The following is a 26763-nucleotide window of genomic DNA, read 5'->3' on the forward strand; positions in this document are numbered from 1 at the left end:
GGAAAATCGTTCATTTTAAAAAAAGCATCCCGAAGGATGCTTAAATTGTTTCAGTGTTTTGCTGCCTCACCTTTACCGGAGGATTTGAGCGATGCCGGTGCCTTATCCTTTTTCGCAATATTCAGGTAATTGGCCAGCTCGCGGCAGAGCTGAAGAATCGCGGAGCGCATTTCAAACTCCTCCCGGGTTGAAGGAAGCTCCATCCGTTTAAACTCCTGCTCCAGTTCGTTCAGCATGACCTCTGTCTGCCCCGTGTACTCTTCGCTGCTTACGTCCCGGCTGAGCCGGTCGAACAGGTTGGCCGTAATTTCACCCTGAGGCATTCGTTGGTACACCCGGGATATCAGCTCCAGCATGCTTTCAATGCGGCCGAGCTGCTCTTTTCGCATATAAAAATAAACGGACCATGTATCGCTCGGGGAGATAAGCTGGTTCTCCAGAGCACGTTTGGCCGAGGTCAGACCGTTGTCCACCAATTTTCCAGCTTCTATCAGTTCTTTGCCGTCCCAGAGATGGTACGGGTCCCGGAGTGTCTCGGCGATATGGCTGAAAATAATCGAAAACAGCCCGTCCACCTTCCTGCGGATCTCCAGCAACTTGTCCTCCGCTTTAGGCATATACGCCAGATTCACCAGCATGGCGGCCCCCAGCCCGATCACCAGCAACTCGATTTGTGTCAGCATGACGGCAAAGCTGAGCTCCTCCCCGCCGAACACGCGGAATACCACGACGGAGCTGGTCACAATCCCCTCTTTGAAATGCGCTCTTGTGATCAGAGGGAAGGCGATCAGAATATATACGACGAGCACCCACAGATGGAAACCGAACAGATAAAAAAGTACAAAAGCAAGAATCAAACCCAGCACCGAAGCGAAAAACCGCGAAGATACCGTGGCAATACTCCGTTTTCGGGTGACGTCTACGCCAAGGATCGCCAGCAATCCCGCGGACAGCGCGCCCTGAATGCCAACCGCATCCGCTATAATAATCGCCAGTAAGGTAGCGATCGCTGTTTTGATGACCCTGAACCCCATAAAACCACCCTGTCCTTTACGTCCTAAGTTAAATAGTCTTAATGTTAATCGTACTTGATTTCACGTTCACGTACAATGAGATGTCTTTAATTTGAGGCCACAGCCGGAGTAACTGACCTGTTTGTTGGATAAGGTGAATTTCTCTTAGACGCTCATTGGAAAATCTCTTAGGCCCCCTAATAAAACTGGAGTCCTCCTACCCAAAAAATTTATACTAGAAGTAAGGGAGAGGATCCAGTATGGGGAAAAAGCGGAAAGAAGAAATCAAAATTCAAATCGTTAAAGAAGCATTGTCTGGAATTAAGGTGGGGGTGTTGGCCCGCATGTATGATTTGCATCCTGAAACCATTCGTTTGTGGGTTAAAGAGTATCGTGATTCAATTCCAACAGAAGAAATCCCTGCAACAGATGAGCATTTGCAAGAACTACGGCGACTGCAAGATGTTGAGCAACGCTATGAAAAGGCGGTTAAAGTGCTCGGGGAGAAGGAACTCGAAATAGAGATACTTCGTGAATTATTAAAAAAGCAGAACCCCGCTTATCCGAAAAATTCGAAATAGCAGAGCAATTTATTAAGCGGGGAGAAGCAGCAGCAGTCGTTCTGCGGATCATGGGACTCTCGGAATCCACCTATTACGATCGTAAAAAGCGGATGAGTGACCCGGAAAGACGTTCCAGAGCAAGACATAGTGGACGTCCAGCGCCCGGATACTCATATACTTTTAACGGAGAACAAGTAAGTGACGACCAAATTAACAGTTGGCTTCTTGAGCTTATTGAGGGTGAAGAGCATGTTTATGGCTACAAATTTCTTGGACATTGCATCCGTGACCGATATAACGTAAGGCTGAATAAAAAGAAATCCCATCGCTTATGCAAGGAACTAGGGATCCTACAAAAAGCACGCCAACGTAAGCCGGCCCATCCACGGAGATTACCGAAAAATCGGGTGGTCACAGGATCGAATCAATTGTGGCAAATGGATATTAAGTATGGTTATGTAATCGGACGCGAACGGTTCTTTTTTGTACTTAGCATTATTGATGTATTTGATCGTGTCGTGGTTGGTCAATATAGAGGTCCTGTGTGTGAGGCAAAACATGCCGTGCAGACGCTTTGTCATGCATTGCAGAAGCGCATACAGCCAGGAGAACCCATGCCTGTAATTCGCACAGATAACGGGCCGCAATTTGTAAGTAAATTATTTGGGGATATGTGCGAGAGTCTGGAACTCATTCATGAAAGAATACCGCCACGCACACCAAACATGAATGCTTACATTGAATCCTTCCACAGTGTACTTGAGCGACATTTATTCAGTCTAAGAGACTTCATGACTTTTGAGGAAGCTTACGAGGCTTTAGATGGTTACATGGACTTTTACAACAACAGAAAAATGCATGGCAGTTTAAAAAGAATGCCTCCTGCGGTATTTTCTGTTTGGGTTAAAACGCAGGAGGATACGTCTGAATTTCATAAAGCGATGTAATTGTTTGAAATAGTGAGCTATTATGCGAACGAGCCATTTTTGGTGGGTAAGACTCCGGATTTAAGGGGCCTAGCCGAAATTCCAATGAAAATGCCGGTAAATTGCTCTAATGAGTTGTTCCATTGGATATTTCCAATGAATCTGACTAAAAAACGCCGAAAATCAAGAATTTGCATATATGTGATTGGATATTTCCAATCAACAGCACGGATTATCCCAAACTAACAGTTCTCCATTGGATATATCCAATAGAGCCTTCAGGATAGAATAGGATGGACCTCTTAGCTACTCAACACCCTACCCTACACTAATTTCACCTTTACTTTTCTCATCCATCACACCACATTTTTTTCTATACCGCCTAATCCATCACTCCTCCTATCACCGAAACCCACTCATCCAATCACCACACCACAACTCTTCCCACCTCATCCTGTTCACCTCAATCTATCCCCTCTATCCCCGAACAACACCAAACCGCCGAGACTCGAAGCCCCGGCGGTTTTTTATTGAAAAAGGAACGTTTATCGTTCCTTGAGTAACTTGCGTTCCACATACACGACCAATTGATACATCCCGGTAGCGACAATGGCGATAATGACCAGGCTGGATAGCACGAGTGTGAAGTTAAATACCTGAAATCCGTAAACGATCAAGTACCCGAGCCCGATTTTGGCGACGAGGAATTCCCCGACGATTACGCCGACCCAGGCCATGCCGACATTAACTTTCAAGGTGGACACAATGGCAGGGAAGGAGGCCGGAAGAATCGCTTTGACAAAAATATCACGGCGGTTGCCTCCGAACGTGCGGATCACCTTGATCAGATTGCTGTCAACCTCATTAAAGCTGTTGAAGACAACTAGCGTCGTGACGATGACGGTGATCGATAGCGTCGTCACTACGATGGCTGTAAAGCCCGCACCGAACAGGACGATAAAGATCGGGCCGAGTGCGACCTTCGGCATACTGTTGAAGACCACCATATAAGGATCAAGCACTCTCGATAAAAACGGGGACCACCATATCACTACCGCCAGCAGAGTGCCGATCAAGGTCCCGAGCAGGAAACCGACCGCGGTTTCCCCGACGGTCATAGCCAGATGGGGCCATAACTCCCCGTTAAAGGCATCCTTCAAAATCTGTCTTCCGACCTTGGAGGGATAACTGAAGATCAGCGTATCCACCCATTTTAAACGACCTGCCAGCTCCCATAAGCCAATAAACGCTACGAGCAGCAGAAGCTGCGTCATCAGAACAAGGCGGCTCATCCGCCGCTTTTTTCTCCGATGCTGTTGCCACTTAGCGTGCGTCCATGTCTCCCGGCTATTGCCGTTCTCCCGGTTTGCTGTTGGATGATCCAACCCTACTCCCCCTTTCCTTCCAGCGTTTCGAGGTCCCGCCAGATTTCATGGAATAGGTCGTTAAATCCGGCTTCCTCCCGGGCGTAAAACGGCTGCGCCTTGGCGATATTATCGGGGATTACGTAGGTTTTACGTATTCTTCCCGGCCTGGCCGCCAGCACAATCACCCGATCGCTGACCGCGATCGCCTCCGACAGATCATGTGTCACCAGTATTCCCGTTTTACCGCGCTGCCGAAGCGTATCCACAACCAGATCCTCCAGCTGGAGCTTGGTCTGATAATCCAAAGCGGAGAAAGGCTCATCCAGCAGCAGCAAATCCGGGTTGGTCGCCAGCGTGCGGACTAAGGCCACCCGCTGCCGCATACCGCCGGACAGCTGATGGGGATACTGATTCGCCGTATTCCCAAGCCCCATTCCATCCAGCAGCTCCAACACCGTGGTTCGACTCTCTTCATTCAAGCGCCCCGTCAGCTCCAAACCAAGCAAGGCATTTTCCAAAATACTCCGCCACGGAAACAAATAATCCTGCTGCAGCATATACCCTACCTCCGGCGAAGGACCCCGGACCGGCTTCCCGTGGACCAGAATCTCCCCCCTCGACGGGGGGAGCAGTCCGGCGATAACGGATAGAAGCGTGGTTTTTCCGCAACCGCTGGGGCCGACCAAGCTGATGAATTCGCCGGAACTTACCGTCAAATTCATCGCTTCCAGCGCTAGTACGGCTTCCCGGTCCGTTACATACGCCAGATCCAGGTCTTTCAGTTCAACGACAGGAACTTGGGTCAAATGGTTCACGCTCCTTTCTTCCGGTTTAACTAAGGGTTGGCTTTCACCGCCGCCTCGGCGAAACTGTTATCAACGACCTTGGCGGGTTCAACCCGTTCTTTCAATTCACCTGCGCTTTCCATAATATCTAGCAGATTGTTCCAAGCATCCTCCTCCAGAACGGGAGACTCTGCATAGCTGCCCTGCTCCAGGTAGCGCTTGACGGAACTGATCAGGATATCCTCATCCGTATCCTTGAAGTAAGGCGCAATCGTTTTGGCCGTTTCCTCCGGAGTGTGCTCTTGCACCCAGATCTGGGCTTTATGAATCGCATTCGTAAATTTCTGCACGTTCTCTTTATTTTTGCTGATATAGCTTCCTTTTGTCATAAACACGGTATAAGGAAGCTGGCCGCTTTCCGTTCCGAAGGAGGCTACCACAAGCCCTTTTCCTTCCCGCTCGAAGATGGAAGCCTGCGGCTCGAAGAGCTGTACATATTGGCCCGTACCGGATGCAAACGCCGCCGCGATATTGGCAAATTCAATATTCTGAATCAGCTCGAGATCGGCATGCGGATCGATGCCATGTTTTTTCAGCGTGAATTCCCCGGCCATTTGCGGCATTCCGCCTTTTCTTTGACCGAGGAAGACGCTGCCCTTCAAACCTTCCCAGTCAAAGTCACCGCTTAACTCTTCCCGTGAGACTAGGAACGTACCGTCTGTCTGGGTCAACTGAGCAAAATTCATGACCGGGTCCTCGGCTCCCTGCTGGTATACATAAATGGACGTTTCAGCTCCTACCAGGGCCACATCAATCGCTCCCGACAGCAAGGCAGTCATCGTTTTATCTCCCCCCGCCGTGGTCTGCAGTTCCACATCCAGCCCCTCATCTTTAAAGAAACCTTTTTCCAAAGCCACATATTGCGGAGCGTAAAATACGGAACGGGTCACCTCCCCGACCCTTACCTTCGTGGTCTCTTTGCTTCCGCCGCATCCGCTGAGCGACCCCGCAATCAATAAAATCAGCGCCAATACCAGCACTGAGTATCGCTTAATGAACATGCCTCCACCTCTTTCTTGCTAAAGAATAGACTCTGGTTCAGTGTATGCGGCTGCCCATCAAATGGTTAAGCGGGCTAATGGACTGCAGCACAAAGAACCTCTCTTCACGAATGAAGAGAGGTTCTCCCGGATTTCGGCATTGACCGGATTATAAGCCGTAAATGCCTTTGTATTTCTGCTCCAGATAATCAGCCAGATAATCGGGGTTCAGTTCCTCCCCGGTCACCTTCATGATGATTTCGGCCGGTTTCAAGCTCTTACCGTATTTATAGATTTTGTCGGTCAGCCATTCTTTGATCGGCGCAAAATTGCCTTCGGCAATGAAGCCTTCAAATTGCGGCAGTTCTTTCTTGAGGGTTTGGGTGATTTGCGCCGCATACATGTTGCCTAGTGCATAGGATGGGAAATAACCGAAGCTTCCACCGGACCAGTGCACATCCTGAAGCACTCCGAGCCCGTCGTTCGGCGGGGTCAATCCGAGGTAAGCCTTATATTTCTCATTCCACACTTTAGGCAGCTCACTGACCGGCAGCCCTTCGTTAAAGATCATTTTTTCGATTTCATAGCGGATGATAATATGCAAATTGTACGTCAATTCGTCCGCCTCGATCCGGATCAACGAGTTCTCCACCCGATTGACGGCGCGGTAGAATTCTTCTGCCGTAACGTCTTTGAGCTGTTCCGGGAAGTGCTGCTGAAGATCACCATAGTAGCGATCCCAGAATTCCTTGCTGCGTCCGACGAAGTTTTCCCAGAAACGGGACTGGGATTCATGGATACCCATGGAGGTCCCTTCGCTCAGCGGCGTTCCTGCAAGCTCCTTGGCGACATTCTGTTCGTACAAGGCGTGACCGCCTTCATGCAGGGAACTGAAGATCGAGCTGGTCACGTCGTCTTGCAAATAATGCGTCGTAATGCGCACGTCGCCTTGATTCAGCGTAATCTCGAACGGATGCACGGTCTCGTCGACGCGTCCCGCTTCGAAATCGTAACCGATCTGCTCCAACAAATACAGACCGATTTTCTCCTGCTGATCCTTGTCGTACAATTGGTTCAAGAACGGAGCCTGCGGCTTGTGCGGCGAGGCGGTAATGGCATCCACAACCGGAACCAGACGGTCGCGGAGCTGACCGAACACCTCGTCCAGCTTTTTGACGGTCAAGTCCGGTTCATACATGTCGAGCAGCGTATCGTAGCGGGTTTCCTTCGGTCCCCAGTAGTCGATAAACTCCTGCGTAAGCGCAACGATTCGGGTCAAATAAGGCTCAAAGCCCGCGAAATCGCCGCTTTCCTTATAATCCGCCCACAACGTTTCCGCATGGGCCGTCAATTCAACATATTCTTGATATTTCGCCGGCGGAATCTTAACGCTGCGGTCGTATTCCTCTTGTACCAGCTGCACCATGCGGCGTCCGGTTTCATCCAGTTCACCGAGAACCGTCTGATGGTTGAGATAGCTTAAATATTCTCCCATTTCCGCGGAAGTCTGCAGTTTAAAAGCTTCCGTCGAGAGCAAGCCGATCGTTTCGGAACGGGCTTCCGCTCCTTTTTTCGGCGCGCCTGTGCGAAGGTCCCAATGCATCAGCGCGACCGCTTCCTGATAGCTCTTGATTTTACGGAGAAGCTCTAGAAATGATTTCCATTGGTCTGCCGTTTCCTGCTTCATGACAAGTCCCACCTCTACAGATGAATTTATCCATTCCTCTTGATGATACTTTTTACAAAACGTATAATCAAATTTTAAGACGACCTTTTTCACAAATTTGTTGAAATGCCGTCATTTTTTTTAAAGGAGCTGTCGAGGTTGAAAATAGAACTGGATCCCCGCGCCGAAGAGATGATTCGCACAGCTATGGGCCAGGAGCCCGGCTTGATGCGTCTTGTCTATGATACGGAAGATTGCGGTTGCGGCATGAGCGGCGTTCCCGGACTACAAATTGCCGGAGAACCCGGTGCTTACGACATTCCGTTAGAAAATGAGACCTTTCCATTTTGGATCGACCGGATGCAAGCCATTTTTTTTGAAGAACAATTGGTTCTTACCGGTGAGGAAAGCGGCGGAACGTTTCGCCTGGATGGCGTGTCACAGTTTTATAAGTCGAATATCCGACTAATCGATCGGCGCTAAGCGAACATTATTCATTAAGGAGGAAGATCATTATGAGCCGTCTTCAAACAATTTTGGAATTCAACCGTAGTTTTGTTGCCAACAAGGAATACGAAGAATTTATTACCGATAAGTTTCCGCAGAAAAAAATGGTTATTGTCACCTGTATGGATACGAGACTGGTCGAGCTTCTTCCCAGAGCTTTAAATTTACGGAACGGGGATGCCAAAATCATCAAAAATGCCGGTGCCGTCATCTCCCAACCGTTCGGGAGTGTAATGCGGAGTTTGCTGGTTGCCATTTACGAGCTGCAAGCGGAGGAAGTGTTTATTGTAGGACATACCGGCTGCGGCATGGCCTCGCTGAATGCGGAGCATATGATCGGCACCATCAAAGACAGCGGGATTTCCGACGATGTGCTTAACACCCTCGAGAATTCCGGCATAAAGCTAAGAAAATGGCTTCGCGGGTTTGACAGTGAAAAAGACGGGGTAATTCAAACTGTGGAGATTGTAAAAAATCATCCATTGCTTCCCCCCCATGTACCCGTTCACGGCATGCTCATCGACTCCACTACCGGAGGATTGGAGCTCGTCGTTGACGGATACAATTCGTAACAGACATCTCTTTCTGTTTGACGCGGACCTTATGCGGTTCGCGTCCTTTTTTAAGGGCATCCTGCAGAAGATGGAACCATTCAACGACTTGCCGAAAGGAAGACAAGAAGACGATGACATATGAATTCAATGAACGCACCATGCGCCGGGGGACGCTCTCCTACAAATGGGATCAGGGACAAACCCTGTTCGGAGATGAGGAGGTGCTCCCGCTCTGGGTGGCTGATATGGATTTCAAATGCTCCCCTGCCATCATTCAGGCTGTAACCGAACGCGCAGCCCAGGGAATCTACGGCTACACCATCCGCAGCAAAGATTATTTGAACGCCATTACCGGCTGGTTTCAAAGACGCCATGGCTGGAACGTGGACGAGAGCTGGCTGACCGATTCGCCCGGCGTGGTCCCTTCGCTGAGTCTTGCGGTACAATCCCTGACAGAGCCGGGTGATGAGATCATTTTACAATCACCGGTATACAACCCGTTTTATGACGTGATTCAACGAAATGGCCGAAAACTGGCCGAAAGTCCGCTCCTTTTGAAGAACGGCCGTTACGAGATGGATTATGAGAAGCTGGAAACGCTGATGAGCGGCGGTGCCAAGCTGCTCCTGCTCTGCAGCCCTCAAAATCCGGGAGGCCGGGTGTGGACCAAAGAAGAGCTTGTACGTCTCGGTGACCTATGCGTCAAATACGACGTCAAAGTCATCGCCGACGAGATTCATTGCGATCTCGTTTTTCCCGGACATCAACATTTCCCTTTTGCTTCGCTATCCGAGCAATTCGCGGAACGGACGATTACTTGTCTTGCTCCTTCCAAAACCTTTAATATGCCGGGACTTTCTACTTCGTTCACCGTGATTTCGAATCCCCGGCTCAAACGGCGGTTCGATGAGCGGATCCATGCGTTGTCCATCGGCTCCGTCAACTTCTTCGGTCCTCCGGCAACCATTGCGGCTTACAATGATAGCGAGCCTTGGCTGGATGCGCTATTGACGTACGTTGCCGCCAATCAGGAGTTTGCGATCTCCTATTTATCCAATCATCTTCCGGCGCTTGTTCCCGTACGCTCCGAAGGAACCTACCTGCTATGGCTGGATTGCCGCGCATTGGGACTGGACTCGAAAGAATTGAAGCAGCTTATGTATAAAGAAGCAAAAATCGCGTTTAACGAGGGGTCTATCTACGGCCGTGAAGGCGAGGGCTTTCTGCGCATCAATCTGGCCTGTCCTCGGGACCTGCTTGCCGAAGCGCTGGATCGGTTTACGTCCGCAGTGAACGCTAGAAACAAATAACCTCATATGCTTATAAAGATCAATCCGTTTAAAGGGTTGATCTTTTTTTTCGCCGCATGTACATCTGTCCCATGACAATCACCCCCTGGACACATAGAATATCCAGAATCATCGACAGAAAGGGACTGTGGCTCGACCATGATGAAAAAAAATCAGCGGATCACCAAAAGAGCGGCTCCGCCGGTCGGGTGGTACCGCATCTCTGAGGAGCAGCTTGCGAGAATGATGTCCGACTTGCTGGAACAGGCCAAAACTAAGGAAATTCCGGTATCTCCGATAGTAAGCGCCGAGAAGCCCCATTTACCTGTGGACTATAAAAAAATTAGAGTGCTTCTGTGCTCCGGAATGCCGGATGAAGATTGGCGATCCGAACAAATCGCTGCCGATGAACTCAGACGTCTCGTTAAAGAAGTAATTACGATCAAGGCAAGACCGAGCTTTGGAATGTCCTTATCGCTGCTTAACCCCGATCTCATCGTTTATATGGGCAGACCGGACGGAATAAGTCAAGAAGACTTAGGGGCATTGCAAGGCTCACCCGCTGTCAAAGCCGTGTGGCTGGCGGATAACGAGGGCACATCGGAAGCGTTGGGCCGGGCGGCGGCCTTTTTCGAACACGTATTTACGCAGCATACCGTCCATATTCCATTCTATCAAAGCGTGGGCTGCAGACGGGTGAGTCATCTCCCCTTTTCCTCTGACCCCGAGCTCTATTATCCTAAGCCGTTTGATGAGGACTATCGGTCAGACCTGCTCATTATCGGAGACAGCTCCAAGCACTTGTATTGTTTTAAGAGCATTTCAAAAATGGCAGAAGGCTTGAAAATCAAAGTGATCTGCAGTGATGCACCGAGCCTCGAGCTTGCGGCACTGGAGACGTTTGAATGGATCCGGGAGCCATCCCCGGTTCAAACCGCAAACTATTATAATGGAGCCGGAGCCATCATTCATCTGGAGCCACAGGTACGCCAAGTGATTGAGGCAGCCGCATGCGGAGCCTTTCAGCTCGCTTCCGTTCATCCTGATTTGTATGAATATATGTGCCCCGGCGAAGATGTAGTGATCTATCATTCACTGAATGAACTTGAAGCAAAGCTCATCTATTATCTGGACCATCCGGATCAAAGACGAGTTTATTCAAGCCGGGCACTTGGGAAAAGCCGGTACGATTACTCCTACCTTCAAATGGTCTCCAGACTACTCTACGCCGTTTTCCTCCCCTAAGAATAAATACAACATCAGGAGGTGGCAGCCGTTTGAAGCTTATCGCTTTTCATTTACCCCAATTTCATCAAATTGCCGAAAATGACGCCTGGTGGGGAGAGGGCTTTACCGAGTGGACTAATACAAAAAAAGCAGTTCCATTATACCCGGGACATCTGCAGCCAAGAATTCCGCTGGAAAATTACTATTATAATCTTATGGACTCCTCAGCCCGGCAATGGCAGGCTATGGCGGCCAAATCCTACGGTATCTACGGATTCTGTTATTATCATTATTGGTTTCACGGCAAACAGCTGCTGGAGCAGCCTGTGAAGCAAATACTCAGGAGTGGAGAGCCCGATTTCCCTTTTTGCCTGTCCTGGGCCAACGAGACCTGGACCCGGAAATGGGACGGCGGTGACCGGCACATTTTGATTGAGCAAACCTATGGAGAGGAGGAGGAATGGAGCCAGCATTTTTACGAACTGCTGGATGCCTTCCGCGATCCAAGGTATATCAAACTCAATGGGAGACCCCTATTCCTGATATACAGGCCGAGCAATATCCCCCGATGTCAGGATATGCTGTCATTTTGGAATAAGCTTGCATGTGAGAACGGACTTGAAGGAATGTATTTCGTCCAAACGCTTGGCGGTTTCCCCATCTCCAATCTGGACGGATTTGACGCGAGTGTCGAATTCGAGCCGCACTATACGTTTGCCCATGGCGGATCTAACGCGTTCTGGCGCCGAATAAAAACCGGAGACAAGGAACACCTGGTCATCGACTACGATAATACATGGGAGTTGATTATCAACCGATCCCACCGGAGGGATAGAGGGCAGCCCATTTTCCCTGGAGCCTTTGTATCCTGGGACAACACCCCGCGCCTGGGAGACCGGGGTCAAAGCACGATCGGGGCCTCCCCGCAAAAGTTTGAATGGTACCTGTCCCGACAAATCAAACGAGCCAAAACCTTATACAACAGTGAATTCCTATTCATCAACGCCTGGAACGAATGGGCGGAAGGCGCCTTTTTGGAGCCGGATCAACACTACGGTTTTCAATACTTAGAGGCCGTGAAAAATGCGTTGAACGAAAAATAAGGGCCTGCCTGAGAAGGAGGCCCTTTTCACTTGATCATCTTTAAGTAAAACGTTAAGCTCTCTGAATCCCTAGACTAGGAACTCCCCCGATTACGACGACGAACAGCACATAATCGAGCCCATCCGTTCCTTTGAGCTGCACTCCCGGCTGGTTTGCAGCCCCGGTGGGATAGAAAAGAACGGATTGCGTGCTGCTCCCCCCTCCCGGAACAGTCGGCTGGTTACTGGAAGATATTCTTTGCGCGGCACCCGCTGTCCCGCCGACGAACACATTCCCACCTACACTTGCAGTTCCGCTCACTTGCAAATGACCCAATATGGTTTCACTGCCAGTCACATTTAAATCCTGGACCGTCGCATCCAGGTTGACTTGTAAATTCTGTTGAATTGTCTGATTTCCGGTAACGAGCACATTATCAAAAGTAGGCAACTCTATCATCCCTTTCAACTTGGATGATCTATTGTATGTCCCCGGGACAGGTTTGGTCTGGGATGTCGGTAAATTTGGGTGAAACAAGCTATTCTATTTTTTGTGAAAATCCATGTAATATTCTCAGTTGCTTTCTATCATTTCCATGTAATAAAATGATCTAAAATCATATAGAAAAGGATGCGCAACGGCAATGTCGGTGAACGTACCACGCACACTCAGCAAAAAATCGATTCTATTTTTTTCTTTGATCATGCTCGCGAAAAGTTATTTTGCCTGGTATTACTTGTTCGAGGATGGGCCGACGTGGACCACGTGGCTGAAGGAAATTCCTTGCGTCCTGCTCGTATTTTGCCTGATTGAATGGTTTGCTACGAAACGGAAAATTGCGATTTATATGCTGGTCAATCTATTGATATCCGTTTTGTTCTTCTCACTAATTGTTTATCATAATCATTTTGGAATTATAGCGACCTCCCAAGTACTGGATCAAGTCAAACAAGTCGGAGCCGTCAAAAAGAGTATCTTCTCCGTCCTTCGTCCGGAATATATGCTCATCTTTCTGGACATCGTCATTATCAGCCTGATCATGTTCAGCCGTAAAAAGGCGCAGGATTGGAAGGCTTCCATGTCCCGTCCGAGCAACCGCAAACTCGTCGCGGCCTTATTCTGTGTGTCCGTCGTGATTTGTACGGTGAATATTTTTCCAAACCGGGCCAGCATGAATGAAACGATCAAGGCCGAACAAATGGGGATTCTTAATTACGAAGCCTATTCCTTGCTAACGGATCAGGAGGAAGAACCTATTGAACGATCCGAAATAACTCAATCGGCTATTGATGATTTAAAAGGAATCCACGCTCCGGATCAGCCTAACATGTTTGGGGCGGCCAAAGGAAAAAACCTGATCATCCTGCAAATGGAGTCTTTTCAGAACTTTCTGATTCATCTGTCGATTGACGGTCAGGAGATTACGCCGAATATGAACCGGCTGGCCGACAGCAGCTTCTATTTCCCCCGCTTCTATCAACAGGTCGGACAAGGAAATACTTCGGACGCCGAATTTATGGTAAATACCTCATTCTACGTTCCGCAGGATGGCGCGGCTACACAGATGTACGCTCCTAAAGAGCTTCCCAGCTTGCCCAAACTACTGCAAGCGCAAGGTTATGATACGGCAACCTTCCATACGAATAACGTAGAATTTTGGAACCGCGGCGAACTTTACGACGCATTAGGTTTTGACCGGTATTATGACAAAGCCAACTTTTTTGGCGAAGAGGATACCTTCTTCTATGGGCCGTCAGATGAAGTGCTTTATGAAAAAACCGCGTCAGAGCTGGCTAGACTGGACCAGAGTGAACAGCCGTTCTACTCGCATGTGATCTCTATGTCGGCGCATAATCCGTTCTCCATTCCGGAGGACAAATACAAGATGACGCTCCCCGAAAGATATGAAGGAACGCTGGTCGGCGACTACATTCGGGCACAAAATTATGCGGATTACGCGCTTGGACTCTTTATCGATGAGCTTAAAGCGAACGGGGTCTGGGATAACAGTGTGATCGTGTTGTACGGCGATCACCGGGGGCTGCCGATTTTCTCTCTCGAAGAGGACGACAAAGCCTTACTGGAAGAAATTTTCGGACATGAATATTCGGAACGGGAGCTGATAAACATCCCGCTGCTGATTTCTTCGACGGGCGTGACAACGTCCAGCGTAAAGGAACAAATCGGCGGGCAGGTGGATATCCTGCCAACCGTCTGCAACCTGTTAGGCGTACCTTTAGACAATCATCTCCATTTCGGTCAGGATTTGTTGAATCATACAGCTTATAACTTGCTTCCTGAGCGCTACTATTTGCCGACGGGATCTTTCGTCAACAACGAAGAGCTCTTCCTGTCGGGCAGCGGCTTTGAGGATGGTCAACATCTCCCCTTGAATGGTGTTGATGTCAATGAAGCCAATCCCGTGAAGTCAACGGAGAATGAGTTTAATCGGGCTTTGGAGCTCCTTCAGTTATCCGACAGCTATGTGACGCAGTTGCCTGATCGGGTTGTTGAGGACACGGAATAATTCAATTTATTATTAACATAAAAAGACGCCGAGGTGCTTCGATGCAGCCTTCGGCGTCTTTTCATTCGTTTGACATCCACGATTATAAATACTTGCCCAGTTCGGAAACATATTTCCTGCGGCTGACAAAATAGAATACCACCTGCAGAACAAGGAACAGCGACGCGACCAAGGCCGCTTTTTCCACTAATTGACCTACCAGATTCTGATTGCTAAACAATACATAGAAATAATAAAGACCCAAGCCCACTCCAAAAATACTCGGCAAGAAAAAAGTCACGGCCAATTCTTTGGAGACGATGACGATGATTTCCAACCTTGTTACGCCAATTCTCTTTAAGGAAAGTAAACTTTCTTTATGATCGTCAATATCGGACAGCACTTTGTGATACAATACCACGCCTGAAGCAATCGCGAACAGCGAGCCCAGAAAGATGATAATAAAAAAGATCGTCCCGTTGGTTTCCAGCTGACTCTTTAATTGTTCATCCTTGTAGATCGGTCTTAATGCTTCAAAAGTTGTTCTTTTTCCATCAGTTTGGTACTCATGCTGTTGAGAAGGGCTATTCCAGTAAGATGAATCAAATCCGTTCCGTTCCCTGAGCGCTTGAACCAGCGCCTGAAATCCGGCTTCCCGTATATCCCCTTTAACCAAATGGGCCTTGATTACCTGAGACTCTGCCGCAGCCGCTTTGATTTGTTCGTATACTATATCGTCTACGACGAGCGCATGACCAAAATAAGCATTGGCCGTCTGCACACTATTGATGTACGGTTCCGAAACTACTTTGATGCTTCCGCTCTTATATTCCGTGACAGGATAGCCCTCCAACGCCTTCAGTAAGTCGTCTTTGCTTCCTTTCTCCCGGAGCTCTTCACTGATAAGTTCCGGATCCATGACCGCCAGAACGTTATCCGGAACGGCATATTCCCTGTTCTCCTGATGAACCCTTGCGAATAGGGCTTGGCTTGGCGACAAGCTATAGCTTGTTCCCATATGCCGGTTGTAATTTCCCTCGCTGATGATCGCCGCATGTGTATCCCAAAGTACCCATGACCCGCCATAATCCCGAAACTCGGGAAGCTGTAAAATTTCCAGCGTTTCATTTTGTTCCACCGTGCTTCCTTGTTTCGTAAGGATCGACTTGATCTCCCCGTCATCCATTTGGTTGAAGCGGTTGCTTTCCACGAACATCACATCGAACGGATGGTCCCGATCATTATTTTCGTCGGTCGTGGCATACATCGCATAAGTCATGCCAATAAAAAAAAGAGCACCGGCCATTAGCAAAGATACAATGTACATCGTCGTTTTATAGGACAGGAACCGATGACTCAAATTCGACATCACGATCAGGTTGTTGTTATATGTTTTCTTGAAATGCTTCATAACCGACTTGACCACCGAAATCAGCGTCCCGAAGATCACGTAAGGGGTAACCATGGTCAGGACGATAAGGATGATGATGATTAAAGTAGCCTCGTCGAACAGTTTTCCGAGCATCAATTGCGGCAGAAGAAAAACGGACGCGGCAAACACGAGGATCGCAAGGCTTCCCATGACTACGCTGCTTTTCATTATCTCTCTTTTCTTTGCGGCTTGAAGTACGTCGACTATCGAAATTTTACGGAGATACAGCATGTTGAAGATAAAATTTCCCGAAAATACGATCAGGAAAATGCCGCTGCTTAACAACAGGCTTGACCCGTTCAATTCAAATGAAATCGGCTTGGAAATCAGGATCTGATTCAAACCCATGAAAAAGAGCTTTCCGAATACGCCGCCGGTAACAAGCCCGCTTGCCAACGAGACTGCGAAGATACCTACGTTTTCCAGAAACAGCATCTTGATTAGATTTTTCGTCGTCATCCCCAGCGTAATATACATGCCAAATTCCTTGCTTCGGTATTTCAAAAAAGAAAGATTGCTGTACGTAATGAAGACGAAGGAGAATAACACGACGCCGACCAAGGCAAAGCGGACGATGCCGTAAAGGGTCGTATCTCCCACCTGCCTTAAGACGTCCGGATTGTAGAGCAAACTGCCGAACATGAACAAGATCGCTACGGTAAGGCTGTTTACGAAGTAGAGAGACAGGTACTTTTTGGCATTGTAAAGAAAATTTTTGCGGACGATGGTTGAGAAATTCATGCTCTCCCCCCTCCGATCACGCTCTGCGCCTCCAGGATTTGATCGAAAAATTGTTTCCGGTCTCCGGCCGGCCTGATTTCCATTTCGACGTTACCGTCTTTAATAAAAATGATCCGTTTGCAGAACGACGCGGCGAATGGGTCGTGAGAAACCATCAGGATCGTGCTGCCCCATTGTTCATTCAGTGAGTCTATCGTACTCATCAGCTGATTGGCGGATTTGGAATCCAGATTGCCTGTCGGCTCGTCCGCCAAAACAACCGCAGGTTCATTTACGATCGCACGGGCAGCGGCCACCCTTTGCTTTTGACCGCCGGAAATATGGTAGGGGTATTTGTCCTTCAGATCAAAGATGCCCAAAAACTGCATCAGCGGGGCAAGCTTGTCTTCAATCTCATTCGGGGCCTGTTTGTCCAGAATCAGCGGCAATGCGATGTTCTCCCGCAGCGTCAAACTGTCCAGCAAGTTAAAATCCTGGAAAATGTACCCGATCCGCTCCCTTCTGAACAGCGCCATCCGGTCCTTGGTCAGTTTCGTAATGTCTAGCCCGTCGATAATGACTTCACCGGACGTAGCTTTATCGACACCCGACAAAATGTTCAGCAGCGTAGTTTTTCCGCTTCCGCTTGGCCCCATGATTCCGACAAATTCGCCCTTTTCCACGTTCAGGTTCATTCCGTCGATCGCCGTAACGCCATTGGCCCCTTTATGCCCGTTATAGACTTTGACTAAATGATTTATCGTAATGATGTCCACTTTTGCTCCCCCTCATGGTCTGATATGAGAAGTATAAAAGGAAAGCTCGTCTTCATGAATGCAATTCCCTTTCATAACCTTACATTTTTGCAAGGAAAGAAATAGTGAACATACTCCCCGCTCCCTTATGCGACTCCATGCTAACGCCATGGCCAAGTCTCTGCGCGATATACTTCACCATGTACAGGCCAATCCCGGTAGCGGAGCGATCCTCTCTTCCGTTCCTCCCCGTAAAAAAAGGGTCGAATACCCGCGGCAGCTCCTCCGGGCATATCCCGATCCCGTTATCTTGTACGGTAAGGAGGACGCGATCCCCTTTCACCTCGCTCCTGACGGTCACCAGGCCTTCCCGACGGCTATACTTGACCGCGTTGGACAACACTTGCTCCAGCATATACCCGCACCATTTTTCATCGGTATATACATGCAACGCTTCATCGATTTCCACTTTGGGATAAACCCCTTGATATATAAAATCTTTCTTTCGGGCATTGATGGCCCTCGTGGCGACACGATGCAAGTTTACCCTCTCCGGCAAGTAATCCCGCGAAAAATCATCCAGCCTTAGCACGTTCAAACATTCTTCCAAATTCGCCATCAGTTTGCCGTTCTCTTCCTGAATATCTTCCATGGCTTGTTTCGAACCTTGTTCCGAAGCCAGACCAATAATCGAGACGGAACCTTTCATATTGTGAATCCACTGCGAGAACAATGTGTTTCTTTCTTTAACGGAGCTCTTCAGTTCATAAATCCTGGCATTGTACTGCTCATGGATCTCGTTGATCTTCCCGAATAGAAGCTTGTCCAGCACCTTCGACTCATCAAGCTCCATCTGCGGACTACTCTTGCAGTCCTGAAGTTTGACGCACAATTTGAAATAACCGGTGCCCGAAATCACGAGATAAATGAACAAAATAAAGCAGCTGACAAGAAGCGGATACATGATGTCGTTCACGTCATAGAAAACGTAAGACAAAAATAGGAGGAGCACCGTATTCAAAACGTAAACGAAGATCATTCCTTTTTTTAGGCTCAGAAAATCAGCAAGCATTCGGATCAAAGACATAGCCCACTCCCCGCTTGGTCGATATGACGTTATGAAGTCCGTACTGGCTCAGCTTCTTTTTAATCCGGGTAATATTTACGGTCAACGTATTGTCATCGACAAACACATGTTCATCCCATAACGCTTCCAGCAATTCTTCGCGGGTGACAATCCCTCCCGCTTTTTTCATAAACAGGAGCATTAGACGAAATTCATTCTTGCTCAATTCCATGATCTGTTCTTTATATTGCAGCTTCATGCTGTCTTGCAGCAGTTTGAGCTCTCCGGCCGACTGGCTCTCTTCCGCCCGATGATGGGCGCGCCGGAGCACGGCATGGATCTTCGCCAAGAGGATTCCGATCACAAACGGCTTTGTCACATAATCGTCCGCACCGTACTCCATGCCGCGGATTTGTTCCCCTTCGTCGCTGCGCGCAGAAAGAATGATGATTGGGACGGAAGACTTTTTTCGGATGACCCGCAAATAATAAAAACCGTCAAAGATCGGCAGATTGATATCGAGAAGAATCAGATCCGGTTTACTCTCTTCAACCTGCTCAACAACCTTCCCGAAATCCGAAACCGACTCCACCTCGAAATCATAAGCTTCCAAATAGTCCTTGATATATTTCTGTAGTTTGTGATCATCTTCTATTAACAGTATTTTGTCCATCGTATATGACCAGACTCCAGTCGAATAAGATGATAATATTATAACTTGAAGAATCCGGAAGAACAGTGATCAAAAAAAGTTAAGTCCCATCATTCCCAAAGGGGGAAGTCCGTTGAATCATGCGGCAAATCTCATTTCCATAAGCAGAATGATTCTAGTGATAACCTTGATATTCTTGTTTGAACGTCCCGGATTATTTGCGGTCATTTTTCTCTTATCCGGGTTAAGCGACGTACTTGACGGTGCGGTTGCACGAAAAACGAATACCCAAAGTGAACTGGGCGCCAGACTGGACACCGTAGCGGATCTCATGCTGGTTGCTGTCATTTTGGTATATTTGATCCTTCGGCATGGAACCGAAATTCTGCCATTCGTCCCCTGGGTCATCCTTATAACGCTCGTACGTTGCGTCAACTTGATCATAGCCGCCTGCAAATATCGATCGTTCGCCATTCTACATACTTGGGGGAATAAGCTGGCCGGATTGCTTCTTTTTCTAGGCCCGCCCTTGTTCCTAATATCCCACAACCCGGCTGTGTTTTGGCCTGCGTGCTTTGTCGGAATACTTTCCGCGGTGGAAGAAACCGCGGTTCATATAACATCCTCCCAGCTTAACGTAAATAGACGAAGTATTTTTATGAAGGATTAGAATCGTACTCCCGCCTTCTACAAGCGATCCTGCAATATCATTCAAGAACGTTCTTTGTCCCTATATTATAATTAGCACTATCCATCAGCAGAAAAGAAGGTGCAGAAAATTGACTCATGAAGTTCGAACGGTCGTCTTCGATGAAGATTTGAAGATAGAAGCCTACCAATTTGAAGGGATCATGCAGAAATTCCCGAATCATTTTCATGAATATTACGTCATTGGTTTTATTGAACAAGGCAAAAGATTTTTGACCTGCAACAACGAAGAGTATACTTTGAACAGCGGGGATATCGTTATTTTTAATCCTCAGGATCCCCATGCCTGCGAACAAATTGACGGGAGAACCCTGGATTACCGCTGCATCAATATTCAGCCCGAAGTGATGAGCCAGTATGTTCAGGAAATTACCGGACAGTCCTATATGCCCCGTTTTAAACAAACCGTTCTCTACCAGAGCGATCTTGCTGTTTCCCTGCACGAACTCCATCAGATGATTTTGGAAGGACAAACCGATTTTCAAAAAGAAGAATTGCTGCTCTTTCTCATGGAACAGCTTCTTAGGGATTATTCGGCTACCGCTTCACCAAGTCATGCCGAGGAACTGTCTGCCGAGATCAAAATAATCTGCGAATATATGGAATCGCATTATGCGGAGAATATTACCTTAAATCACCTTATAGAACTCACCGGGCTAAGCAAATTTCGTTTGCTGCGTTTATTTACGAAGGAGAAGGGCATCTCCCCATATCGCTACCTGGAAACGATTCGGATCAATCAGGCGAAACGGCTGTTGGAGCATGGTATCCTGCCTGTTGAGGTAGCCTTCCAAACCGGGTTTAGCGACCAAAGCCATTTTACGAATTTCTTCAAAAAATTGATCGGCTTAACCCCCAAGCAATATATGGGCATATTCAAGCAAACGCGACAGATCAGGACCGAGGAGATATTGCGATGACGGAGCAACCGAAATTCACGACGGGACATTTGCTGGCGCTAGTTACGATTGTCATCTGGGGAACTACCTTTATTTCCACCAAAATCCTGCTCATTGACTTTGCCCCTATCGAAATATTGTTTTACCGCTTTCTCATTGGATATGTCGTCTTGCTTCTGATCTATTCGCGGCCTATCCGGACGGCATCGTTTAAAGAAGAACTGTTGTTTATCGGGGCGGGGCTATGCGGGGTCACTCTGTATTTTTTGTTCGAAAATATCGCGCTTGTGTATACGCTAGCTTCCAACGTGGGCGTGATTGTTTCGATTGCCCCCTTCGTAACAGCGGTAATAGCGCATTTCCTTCTGGAAGAAGAGAAGTTAAACGCTACCTTTATTGCAGGTTTCTTGATGGCTCTGACAGGCATTGTCTTAATCGGATTGAACGGCAGCTTGCTATTAAAGCTTAATCCGGTCGGAGACCTGCTTGCGCTGCTGGCCACCGTCGTTTGGGGATTTTATTCCGTATTGATGAAAAAAATCAGTGCGCTGAAAGTTCACACCATCGGGGCTACCCGCAAAGTTTTTTTCTATGGACTGATCGGGATGATGCCCGTCGTACTGATGACTGAATTCCATTTCGAATTGGACCGCTTCGGCAATATTACAAATTTGACTAACCTGCTTTTCCTGGGTCTCGGCGCTTCCGCCATGTGCTTTGTCTCTTGGAATCGGGCCGTAGCCATTTTAGGAGCGGTAAAAACAAGCATATACATCTACATCGTGCCTGTAATTACTGTAGCCGCCTCCGCCTTGATCCTGAATGAAAAATTAACCTTGGCTACCTTGGCAGGAACCTGCTTGACGCTAGCCGGCTCCTACCTTTCCGAACGCAAGCCAAAAAGCGATTTTCAAAGACAGGAATAAAACTATGCTTACAACGTCTTCACCATATAAGCATAAGTATGATGGTGAATAACGATGTCTTTCTTGTGCCGAAAACCGAGCCGCTCGTAAAGCTTGCGCGCTTTAACGTTATCTTCTTCAACATTCAGGGATACGGTTCGGTAGCCCTGCTCCTTTGCGAGCTGAATCGACGCCTCCAGCAGCTCGGTCCCAAAACCACGGCCGCCGAATTCCGGACTGACGCTAACCGTATCAATATAATAATCGTCGGGGTCCGCTTCGTTATCCAAGGTTGCGGGTGCTCCTCCATTACTGTTCTCCAGGTGTTTCAGAATCGGCGCGTCAAGTGCCGGAGCGTCTTTGCCGTGATAAGCAACTACAATGCCTACCGGCTGCTCCCCGACTGTCTTGATCAGACAGTTTCGGTAGCTTAACCGGTTGATTTCCTCGCAGAAATACTTCTCCATTTGCTCCAAAACCTTGGACTTGTCGGATTCTGCCGTCAATGCATTTGCGATATCATGGATCGCGTCAACCATAAGCACCGCAGCTTGACTGCGGTCCTCCTTTTTTGCCGGTCTAATCATGTTGAATTGCACTTCCTTTGCCTTATTCGTTATCTGTTTCTTTAATCAGCGGCACAAAGCGCGCATTTACCTGCCGGGCGAGCTCTCCAGGATCCAGCTCCATCTGGGTGCCGATTCTTCCCGCGCTTACCGCCATTTTGTCCAAGCCTTCCGCGCTCGCGTCCAGGAAAGTGGGATAGAGCTTTTTCATCCCGACCGGCGAACAGCCGCCGCGAACGTAACCGGTCCATTTCAACAGCTCTTTTACAGGCAGCATCTCCACTTTTTTCTCGCCGGCGGCTTTGGCCGCTTTTTTCAAATCCAGCTCCTCCGCTACCGGGATGACGAACACATAGATCTGGTTTCCCTGATGCGCAACGAGCGTCTTGAATACGGAACCGGGGGGGCGGCCGATTTTCTCCGCCACAGCCGTGCCGTGGATTTCCCCGTCCCCGGGATCATATCCAAGAATACCGTAAAGAACGCCGGACTTGTCCAATATTCGCATGGCATTCGTTTTGCTCTCCGCCAATGTAACTCCTCCCTTTTAAACCGACCATCCCGTCTTGGCAAATTCATAAAAAGCTAACGCCTCATCCCAAGAGCCGAAACCCGCCTGCGCCAGTTTGTCGCTGCCGCCGCCTTTACCGTTATAGCCGCTGAGATGCTCTTTGAAAAATGCTCCGCAAGAAAATCCTCCATCGCCGCCGTAGGCCATTAAGACTTTATTGTCACCACCGGCTGCGAATAACACGGAAACTTTGCTTTCAGCGGCTAGCCTGGTCGCCAGGTTTTGCAAATCCTTCAGGCTGCGATCTTCAAACACTTGCGCAATAAGGCCGCCTTTCGACTGGGATAGAAGCTCTTTCACTACAAACTCGTCATTCTTCTCCCTTTGGGCGTTCAGTTCCCATTGAAGCTGCTTGTGCTCCTGCTCCCATTTGTCCAAACGATCCAAAATTCCATCTTTCCCGGTATTGAATTTCTGCGCCAACGCCGTTAAAATCCGCTGACTCTCGTTAAATTCCTGAAAGGCCCGGTATCCGCACAAGAAATAGATCCGTGTATTCCCCTTTTGGCGTTCCGCCTTCAACAGCTTGATCATGCCGATCTCTCCTGTAGAAGATACATGGGTTCCGCCGCAGGCGTTATACTCCACACCTTTTATTTCAACGATTCGTATATCGCCGGTTACTTTCGGTTGTTTTACTAACGGCAGCCTTGCCGCTACCTCATCCGTTACAAAGTAGCTTGTGATTTCATGATTGAGATAAATATGACGATTTACTTCCTTTTCGAGAAGAACAAGCCGCTCCGATGACAGCTCCGGGAGCTCTACATCGATGGTGGCATAATCCACTCCAAGATGAAAGCTCAACGTTTGGGCCCCCAGCGTATCAAGGCAAGTCGCCGAAAGCACATGCTGGCCGCTGTGCTGCTGCATATGGTCAAATCTCCGGTCCCAATTCAACCGGCATACGACCGATGTTTCCTCAGGCAGGCTCTCGATCTTATGCCAGATGGTCTCGTCTTCCTTAGACACGTCCAGCACGGGAATGCCCCCGATAGTCCCTTCATCGCAGGGTTGTCCTCCCCCATGCGGATAAAAAGCCGTCTCTTCCAGAGTTAAGTATATCCCGTCTTCTTTTTCTGAAACCGTCTGGATGACGGTTTGCCATTCGGTTAAATAGGCTGAGTCGTAATACAGTAGATTTGTCATTGAGCCTTTCTCCTTTATTATGATACTTTCATTGTATAACGATTAAGCGAGGTGCGCTGTAGATGTTTTTTAAAGAAACCCTGAACGGGATTACTTCCTGGGGAAATATATTTACTTCCACTGAAGCTTTTGCCCCATTGGCAAAGGCCATATTCCAAAAAGAAGGCCTGACGGTAAAGGAAGAGATTCAAAACCTGACTCCGGGGACCAACGCGGTATTCAAAGCGGACCGGCTGGTCATCAAAATTTATGCGCCTAGGGAGAGCGGGTTCCATACGGAACAAGATTATTATACCGAACTTTCCGTAATGAAGTTCGCCATGGAACAAGGGATCTCTGTTCCCCGTATTATTGCGTACGGCGAGTTGGAGGATAAATATTTGTTCCGCTATATTGTTATGGATTACGTAGTCGCCAATGTGCCTTTGGAAACCGTACTGTCTTTTCCTGAGGCGGACAAGAAGCAATTTCTGATGCGGTTATCCGAGATCACGTCGCGCTTAAATCAACCTTTTGATCATTTGCCGCCCCAACCCGATTTAAGGAACCATCCCTATCGCACCGAACGTATGAATGGATTACATCCCTCGTTGATTCAAGAGTTGGAGATTCGTGCTTCTGAACGTAATTATTCCGGTAAAGTGCTGGTTCACGGGGATATTACAAGGGATAACGTATTGCTGGATTCTCAAGGAACACTTACCTTGATTGACTTTGCGGACTGTATGATCGCTCCTGAAGATTATGAACTGCCTGCGATAATTTTTGAGCTCTTTTTAGGGGACGCGGAACTGGTCTCAGCATTTCTTGAAATTAAGGGTGCCGATAAAGAGGAATTTCTGGAGGAATTGCTTAACGGTTTATCCATCCACTTATTTTGCGGGAATATATTGAAAGATAATCTAAATAGGCTAGGTATTCCGTTCACTTCCGTAAAAAATATGGACGAGTTGAAGCTGCTTCTTCAAATGCAATTATTTAATAGTAAATAAATAATCAAAACCCCCTGAATCTCTTCAGGGGTTTTTGCATTAGCCTTTAATTGCGCCATCGATCATCCCGGCAATCAATTGCTTTTGGAAGATCAGAACGATGATCAGCAGCGGAAGTACGCTGATTACGGAACCGGCCATAATGAGATGGTATGGCGTATTATTGCTGTCCTCAAGCGCTTTAAGTGCTACGGACAAGGTCATATTTTCCTGGGATCTCAAAATGACGGATGGCCACAGGAAGTTATTCCATTGCTTTACGAACAGGATAATACCCAGACCGGCGAAACCGGATCTCAGATTCGGCAGCACGATCTTGCGGAAAATTTTGAATTCGTTGCAACCGTCGATCCGGGCGGCCTCCATCATCTCATCGGGAAGCGACATGCAGTACTGGCGCATGAAGAAAATCCCGAAAGCGTTGGCCAAATCCGGCAGAATCACGCCCCAAATGTTATCGATAAGATGCATGTTCTTATAGATCGAGAACAAAGGCACCATGGTTGCTTCATGCGGGATCATGAGCGATGCCAGCACGAGTACGAACAAGAATTGTTTACCTTTAAACTTGTATTTGGCAAAAGCAAATCCGGCCAAGCTGCAGAAGATTAACGCGATTAATGTAGAAGTCGTGGATAACAAGAAGCTGTTCCAGGTAATGATTCCGAATTTCCGTTCCACGAACAGTTCCCTGAAATTTTCCCAATGCAGCGTCGACGGAATCCAGATCGGCGGATTCACGAAGATCTCGCTGATGTCTTTCAACGATGAACTGAACAGCCAGAACAACGGGAACAAGGTTAGCAGGGAGACAATCGCCATTAATACAAAAGCCAATGACGAGGACCAGATGTGTTTGCTGCCGGAAGTGCCGGCAGCTTTTAATTTTAGTGTTTTTTCCATAGTATCCTCCCGCCTACTCTTTATCGTCGAAGATACGCATTTGCAACAAAGAGATAACCATCATGAGAATAAAGAAGCAGACGGCGATGGAAGATGCGTAACCGAAATTGAAGTTTTGGAAGCTTTCTCTATACAGCATGAGTACCGGAGTCAAGGTCGAGTTCAACGGCCCGCCCTGGGTCAGAATGAACGGCTCGGTAAAGAGCGAGAACGTTCCGATCGTGGAGAGCACCGTACAGAACAACAGCATCTTTTTGACTAACGGAATCGTAATGAAGAAGAAGCTTTTGATTTTCGTAGCTCCGTCAACGTAAGCGGCTTCATATAAATCCTTCGAAATGTTCTGCAGTCCGGTAAGAAGCAGCAGCATGTTATAACCAAGCCAGCGGTACAGCACCATCATGGCAACGGAGAACCGCGCCCACCAAGGCGATTCCAGCCAAGGAATCGGATTGTCGATCAGGCCGATGCTTCTAAGCACGCTATTGACCAGGCCGTCCTGGGTGTTCAACAACAGGATGAAGACGAAGGAAACGGCAACGACGGAGACGAAATTGGGAACAAACAGCGCCATCCGGAAAAAGCCCTTGCCTACCATCCAGTTGGAATTCAACATAGACGCCAGAATCAGTCCCACAAACAACATGATCGGAACATACATCAAAAAGATCAGCGTACTGTTCCACAGGGATAACCAGAAGTCATTGTCGCTAAACAACTGAATATAATTTTCGAACCCGATAAATAGCTTCTCACCGGAGCCGTTCCAATCCGTAAAGCTGATATAGATCGAATACAGAATCGGATATAACGAGAAGACGAAGAACAAGATGAAATAGGGTGATATGTAGATGTAAGGAGCAACCAACATCTGCTTGTTTAACTTGGATGCTTTCATATCATTCCCTCCAATCCTATC

27 protein-coding genes are annotated in these 26763 nt (G+C 48.1%); 12 read left to right on the forward strand and 15 right to left on the reverse strand.

Annotated features, from left to right (window positions below; all coding sequences use genetic code 11):
• Window positions 1-50 precede the first annotated feature (50 nt).
• Window positions 51-1034: an aromatic acid exporter family protein gene (locus NYE70_RS06155; protein ID WP_211020708.1), complete on the reverse strand. Its 984-nt coding sequence runs from the start codon at window positions 1032-1034 to the stop codon at window positions 51-53.
• Window positions 1035-1273: 239 nt separating this feature from the next.
• Between NYE70_RS06155 and NYE70_RS06160 the strand changes: the two genes are divergently transcribed.
• Complete coding sequence (locus tag NYE70_RS06160) at window positions 1274-1594, forward strand: transposase (RefSeq protein WP_211020868.1); 321 nt, start codon at window positions 1274-1276, stop codon at window positions 1592-1594.
• Between the two features lie 11 nt (window positions 1595-1605).
• Window positions 1606-2523, forward strand: a complete 918-nt coding sequence (locus NYE70_RS06165; protein WP_280520412.1) for an IS3 family transposase — start codon at window positions 1606-1608, stop codon at window positions 2521-2523.
• Between the two features lie 524 nt (window positions 2524-3047).
• Here the strand turns inward: NYE70_RS06165 and NYE70_RS06170 are convergent.
• The 4 genes from NYE70_RS06170 to NYE70_RS06185 all read right to left on the reverse strand — a co-directional run bounded on the left by NYE70_RS06170 (window position 3048) and on the right by NYE70_RS06185 (window position 7381).
• The gene (locus NYE70_RS06170) at window positions 3048-3794 is read right to left on the reverse strand and encodes an ABC transporter permease (RefSeq protein WP_211020968.1); all 747 of its coding nucleotides are present in this window, start codon (window positions 3792-3794) and stop codon (window positions 3048-3050) included.
• A gap of 95 nt (window positions 3795-3889) precedes the next feature.
• Window positions 3890-4675, reverse strand: coding sequence for an ABC transporter ATP-binding protein (locus NYE70_RS06175; protein WP_211020969.1), 786 nt, complete (start codon window positions 4673-4675; stop codon window positions 3890-3892).
• A gap of 29 nt (window positions 4676-4704) precedes the next feature.
• Complete coding sequence (locus tag NYE70_RS06180; protein ID WP_341045382.1) at window positions 4705-5715, reverse strand: ABC transporter substrate-binding protein; 1011 nt, start codon at window positions 5713-5715, stop codon at window positions 4705-4707.
• A 148-nt stretch (window positions 5716-5863) separates the two neighbouring features.
• Window positions 5864-7381: a carboxypeptidase M32 gene (locus NYE70_RS06185; protein WP_341045383.1), complete on the reverse strand. Its 1518-nt coding sequence runs from the start codon at window positions 7379-7381 to the stop codon at window positions 5864-5866.
• Between the two features lie 138 nt (window positions 7382-7519).
• Between NYE70_RS06185 and NYE70_RS06190 the strand changes: the two genes are divergently transcribed.
• The 5 genes from NYE70_RS06190 (at window position 7520) to NYE70_RS06210 (ending at window position 12040) form a co-directional block, all read left to right on the forward strand.
• Window positions 7520-7843, forward strand: a complete 324-nt coding sequence (locus NYE70_RS06190; RefSeq protein WP_211020711.1) for an iron-sulfur cluster biosynthesis family protein — start codon at window positions 7520-7522, stop codon at window positions 7841-7843.
• A gap of 32 nt (window positions 7844-7875) precedes the next feature.
• On the forward strand, window positions 7876-8439 hold the full coding sequence (locus NYE70_RS06195) for a beta-class carbonic anhydrase (protein ID WP_211020712.1): 564 nt from the start codon (window positions 7876-7878) through the stop codon (window positions 8437-8439).
• Window positions 8440-8552: 113 nt separating this feature from the next.
• A complete protein-coding gene (locus NYE70_RS06200) occupies window positions 8553-9731 on the forward strand; it encodes a MalY/PatB family protein (RefSeq protein ID WP_341045384.1) in 1179 nt (392 codons plus the stop codon).
• 138 nt (window positions 9732-9869) lie between these two features.
• A complete protein-coding gene (locus tag NYE70_RS06205) occupies window positions 9870-10955 on the forward strand; it encodes a glycosyltransferase family protein (RefSeq protein WP_341045385.1) in 1086 nt (361 codons plus the stop codon).
• A 32-nt stretch (window positions 10956-10987) separates the two neighbouring features.
• On the forward strand, window positions 10988-12040 hold the full coding sequence (locus tag NYE70_RS06210; RefSeq protein WP_211020715.1) for a glycosyltransferase WbsX family protein: 1053 nt from the start codon (window positions 10988-10990) through the stop codon (window positions 12038-12040).
• A gap of 52 nt (window positions 12041-12092) precedes the next feature.
• On the opposite strand, the gene NYE70_RS06215 is transcribed toward NYE70_RS06210, so the two are convergent.
• Window positions 12093-12479 (reverse strand): hypothetical protein, encoded by a 387-nt coding sequence (locus NYE70_RS06215; RefSeq protein WP_244861518.1) that lies wholly within the window; start codon window positions 12477-12479, stop codon window positions 12093-12095.
• A gap of 184 nt (window positions 12480-12663) precedes the next feature.
• Between NYE70_RS06215 and NYE70_RS06220 the strand changes: the two genes are divergently transcribed.
• Window positions 12664-14547, forward strand: a complete 1884-nt coding sequence (locus NYE70_RS06220; protein WP_211020717.1) for an LTA synthase family protein — start codon at window positions 12664-12666, stop codon at window positions 14545-14547.
• A gap of 82 nt (window positions 14548-14629) precedes the next feature.
• Here the strand turns inward: NYE70_RS06220 and NYE70_RS06225 are convergent, their stop codons facing one another.
• The 4 genes from NYE70_RS06225 to NYE70_RS06240 form a co-directional block, all read right to left on the reverse strand.
• Window positions 14630-16699: an ABC transporter permease gene (locus NYE70_RS06225; protein ID WP_341045387.1), complete on the reverse strand. Its 2070-nt coding sequence runs from the start codon at window positions 16697-16699 to the stop codon at window positions 14630-14632.
• Window positions 16696-17454 (reverse strand): ABC transporter ATP-binding protein, encoded by a 759-nt coding sequence (locus NYE70_RS06230; protein WP_211020719.1) that lies wholly within the window; start codon window positions 17452-17454, stop codon window positions 16696-16698. The genes NYE70_RS06225 and NYE70_RS06230 overlap by 4 nt, the downstream gene beginning before the upstream one ends.
• Window positions 17455-17533: 79 nt before the next feature.
• Window positions 17534-18472 (reverse strand): sensor histidine kinase, encoded by a 939-nt coding sequence (locus tag NYE70_RS06235; RefSeq protein WP_341045388.1) that lies wholly within the window; start codon window positions 18470-18472, stop codon window positions 17534-17536.
• A 22-nt stretch (window positions 18473-18494) separates the two neighbouring features.
• Window positions 18495-19172 carry a response regulator transcription factor gene (locus NYE70_RS06240; RefSeq protein ID WP_341045390.1) on the reverse strand — a complete coding sequence of 226 codons (678 nt, stop codon included), beginning with the start codon at window positions 19170-19172 and terminating at the stop codon, window positions 18495-18497.
• A gap of 112 nt (window positions 19173-19284) precedes the next feature.
• Here NYE70_RS06240 and NYE70_RS06245 point away from each other — a divergent pair, with 112 nt between their 5' ends.
• The 3 genes from NYE70_RS06245 (at window position 19285) to NYE70_RS06255 (ending at window position 21684) form a co-directional block, all read left to right on the forward strand.
• Window positions 19285-19821 carry a CDP-alcohol phosphatidyltransferase family protein gene (locus NYE70_RS06245; protein ID WP_341045391.1) on the forward strand — a complete coding sequence of 179 codons (537 nt, stop codon included), beginning with the start codon at window positions 19285-19287 and terminating at the stop codon, window positions 19819-19821.
• A 109-nt stretch (window positions 19822-19930) separates the two neighbouring features.
• Window positions 19931-20779 carry an AraC family transcriptional regulator gene (locus tag NYE70_RS06250; RefSeq protein WP_290407291.1) on the forward strand — a complete coding sequence of 283 codons (849 nt, stop codon included), beginning with the start codon at window positions 19931-19933 and terminating at the stop codon, window positions 20777-20779.
• Window positions 20776-21684, forward strand: coding sequence for a DMT family transporter (locus NYE70_RS06255; protein WP_341045393.1), 909 nt, complete (start codon window positions 20776-20778; stop codon window positions 21682-21684). Before NYE70_RS06250 ends, NYE70_RS06255 begins: the two co-directional genes overlap by 4 nt.
• Window positions 21685-21692: 8 nt before the next feature.
• On the opposite strand, the gene NYE70_RS06260 is transcribed toward NYE70_RS06255, so the two are convergent.
• The 3 genes from NYE70_RS06260 to NYE70_RS06270 are packed head-to-tail and all read right to left on the reverse strand — an operon-like array spanning window position 21693 to window position 23949.
• The gene (locus NYE70_RS06260; protein ID WP_341045394.1) at window positions 21693-22250 is read right to left on the reverse strand and encodes a GNAT family N-acetyltransferase; all 558 of its coding nucleotides are present in this window, start codon (window positions 22248-22250) and stop codon (window positions 21693-21695) included.
• Window positions 22251-22272: 22 nt separating this feature from the next.
• Window positions 22273-22761 carry a Cys-tRNA(Pro) deacylase gene (gene ybaK / locus NYE70_RS06265; RefSeq protein WP_341045395.1) on the reverse strand — a complete coding sequence of 163 codons (489 nt, stop codon included), beginning with the start codon at window positions 22759-22761 and terminating at the stop codon, window positions 22273-22275.
• Between the two features lie 15 nt (window positions 22762-22776).
• Entirely contained in the window at window positions 22777-23949 is a 1173-nt protein-coding gene (locus NYE70_RS06270; protein ID WP_341045397.1) for an alanyl-tRNA editing protein, read from the reverse strand.
• A 62-nt stretch (window positions 23950-24011) separates the two neighbouring features.
• On the opposite strand from NYE70_RS06270, the gene NYE70_RS06275 reads away from it, so the two are divergent.
• Window positions 24012-24941 (forward strand): aminoglycoside phosphotransferase family protein, encoded by a 930-nt coding sequence (locus tag NYE70_RS06275; RefSeq protein ID WP_341045398.1) that lies wholly within the window; start codon window positions 24012-24014, stop codon window positions 24939-24941.
• A 39-nt stretch (window positions 24942-24980) separates the two neighbouring features.
• Here NYE70_RS06275 and NYE70_RS06280 read toward each other — a convergent pair whose 3' ends face one another.
• On the reverse strand, window positions 24981-25844 hold the full coding sequence (locus tag NYE70_RS06280) for a carbohydrate ABC transporter permease (protein WP_341045399.1): 864 nt from the start codon (window positions 25842-25844) through the stop codon (window positions 24981-24983).
• A 13-nt stretch (window positions 25845-25857) separates the two neighbouring features.
• Window positions 25858-26742 (reverse strand): carbohydrate ABC transporter permease, encoded by an 885-nt coding sequence (locus NYE70_RS06285; RefSeq protein WP_211020728.1) that lies wholly within the window; start codon window positions 26740-26742, stop codon window positions 25858-25860.
• Between the last annotated feature and the right edge of the window lie 21 nt (window positions 26743-26763).

The organism is Paenibacillus sp. FSL R5-0407 (assembly GCF_038009185.1).
Lineage (GTDB): Bacteria > Bacillota > Bacilli > Paenibacillales > Paenibacillaceae > Fontibacillus > Fontibacillus vini.

What these genes read in the sequence shown, in the direction of transcription:
- NYE70_RS06155 (WP_211020708.1), bottom strand. Translation starts at nt 1,034, where the DNA reads ATGGGGTTCAGGGTCATCAAAACAGCGATCGCTACCTTACTGGCGATT.
- NYE70_RS06160 (WP_211020868.1), top strand. Translation starts at nt 1,274, where the DNA reads ATGGGGAAAAAGCGGAAAGAAGAAATCAAAATTCAAATCGTTAAAGAA.
- NYE70_RS06170 (WP_211020968.1), bottom strand. Translation starts at nt 3,794, where the DNA reads ATGAGCCGCCTTGTTCTGATGACGCAGCTTCTGCTGCTCGTAGCGTTT.
- NYE70_RS06180 (WP_341045382.1), bottom strand. Translation starts at nt 5,715, where the DNA reads ATGTTCATTAAGCGATACTCAGTGCTGGTATTGGCGCTGATTTTATTG.
- NYE70_RS06185 (WP_341045383.1), bottom strand. Translation starts at nt 7,381, where the DNA reads ATGAAGCAGGAAACGGCAGACCAATGGAAATCATTTCTAGAGCTTCTC.
- NYE70_RS06195 (WP_211020712.1), top strand. Translation starts at nt 7,876, where the DNA reads ATGAGCCGTCTTCAAACAATTTTGGAATTCAACCGTAGTTTTGTTGCC.
- NYE70_RS06200 (WP_341045384.1), top strand. Translation starts at nt 8,553, where the DNA reads ATGACATATGAATTCAATGAACGCACCATGCGCCGGGGGACGCTCTCC.
- NYE70_RS06205 (WP_341045385.1), top strand. Translation starts at nt 9,870, where the DNA reads ATGATGAAAAAAAATCAGCGGATCACCAAAAGAGCGGCTCCGCCGGTC.
- NYE70_RS06215 (WP_244861518.1), bottom strand. Translation starts at nt 12,479, where the DNA reads ATGATAGAGTTGCCTACTTTTGATAATGTGCTCGTTACCGGAAATCAG.
- NYE70_RS06220 (WP_211020717.1), top strand. Translation starts at nt 12,664, where the DNA reads ATGTCGGTGAACGTACCACGCACACTCAGCAAAAAATCGATTCTATTT.
- NYE70_RS06225 (WP_341045387.1), bottom strand. Translation starts at nt 16,699, where the DNA reads ATGAATTTCTCAACCATCGTCCGCAAAAATTTTCTTTACAATGCCAAA.
- NYE70_RS06235 (WP_341045388.1), bottom strand. Translation starts at nt 18,472, where the DNA reads ATGATCTTCGTTTACGTTTTGAATACGGTGCTCCTCCTATTTTTGTCT.
- NYE70_RS06240 (WP_341045390.1), bottom strand. Translation starts at nt 19,172, where the DNA reads ATGGACAAAATACTGTTAATAGAAGATGATCACAAACTACAGAAATAT.
- NYE70_RS06255 (WP_341045393.1), top strand. Translation starts at nt 20,776, where the DNA reads ATGACGGAGCAACCGAAATTCACGACGGGACATTTGCTGGCGCTAGTT.
- NYE70_RS06260 (WP_341045394.1), bottom strand. Translation starts at nt 22,250, where the DNA reads ATGATTAGACCGGCAAAAAAGGAGGACCGCAGTCAAGCTGCGGTGCTT.
- NYE70_RS06270 (WP_341045397.1), bottom strand. Translation starts at nt 23,949, where the DNA reads ATGACAAATCTACTGTATTACGACTCAGCCTATTTAACCGAATGGCAA.
- NYE70_RS06275 (WP_341045398.1), top strand. Translation starts at nt 24,012, where the DNA reads ATGTTTTTTAAAGAAACCCTGAACGGGATTACTTCCTGGGGAAATATA.
- NYE70_RS06280 (WP_341045399.1), bottom strand. Translation starts at nt 25,844, where the DNA reads ATGGAAAAAACACTAAAATTAAAAGCTGCCGGCACTTCCGGCAGCAAA.
- NYE70_RS06285 (WP_211020728.1), bottom strand. Translation starts at nt 26,742, where the DNA reads ATGAAAGCATCCAAGTTAAACAAGCAGATGTTGGTTGCTCCTTACATC.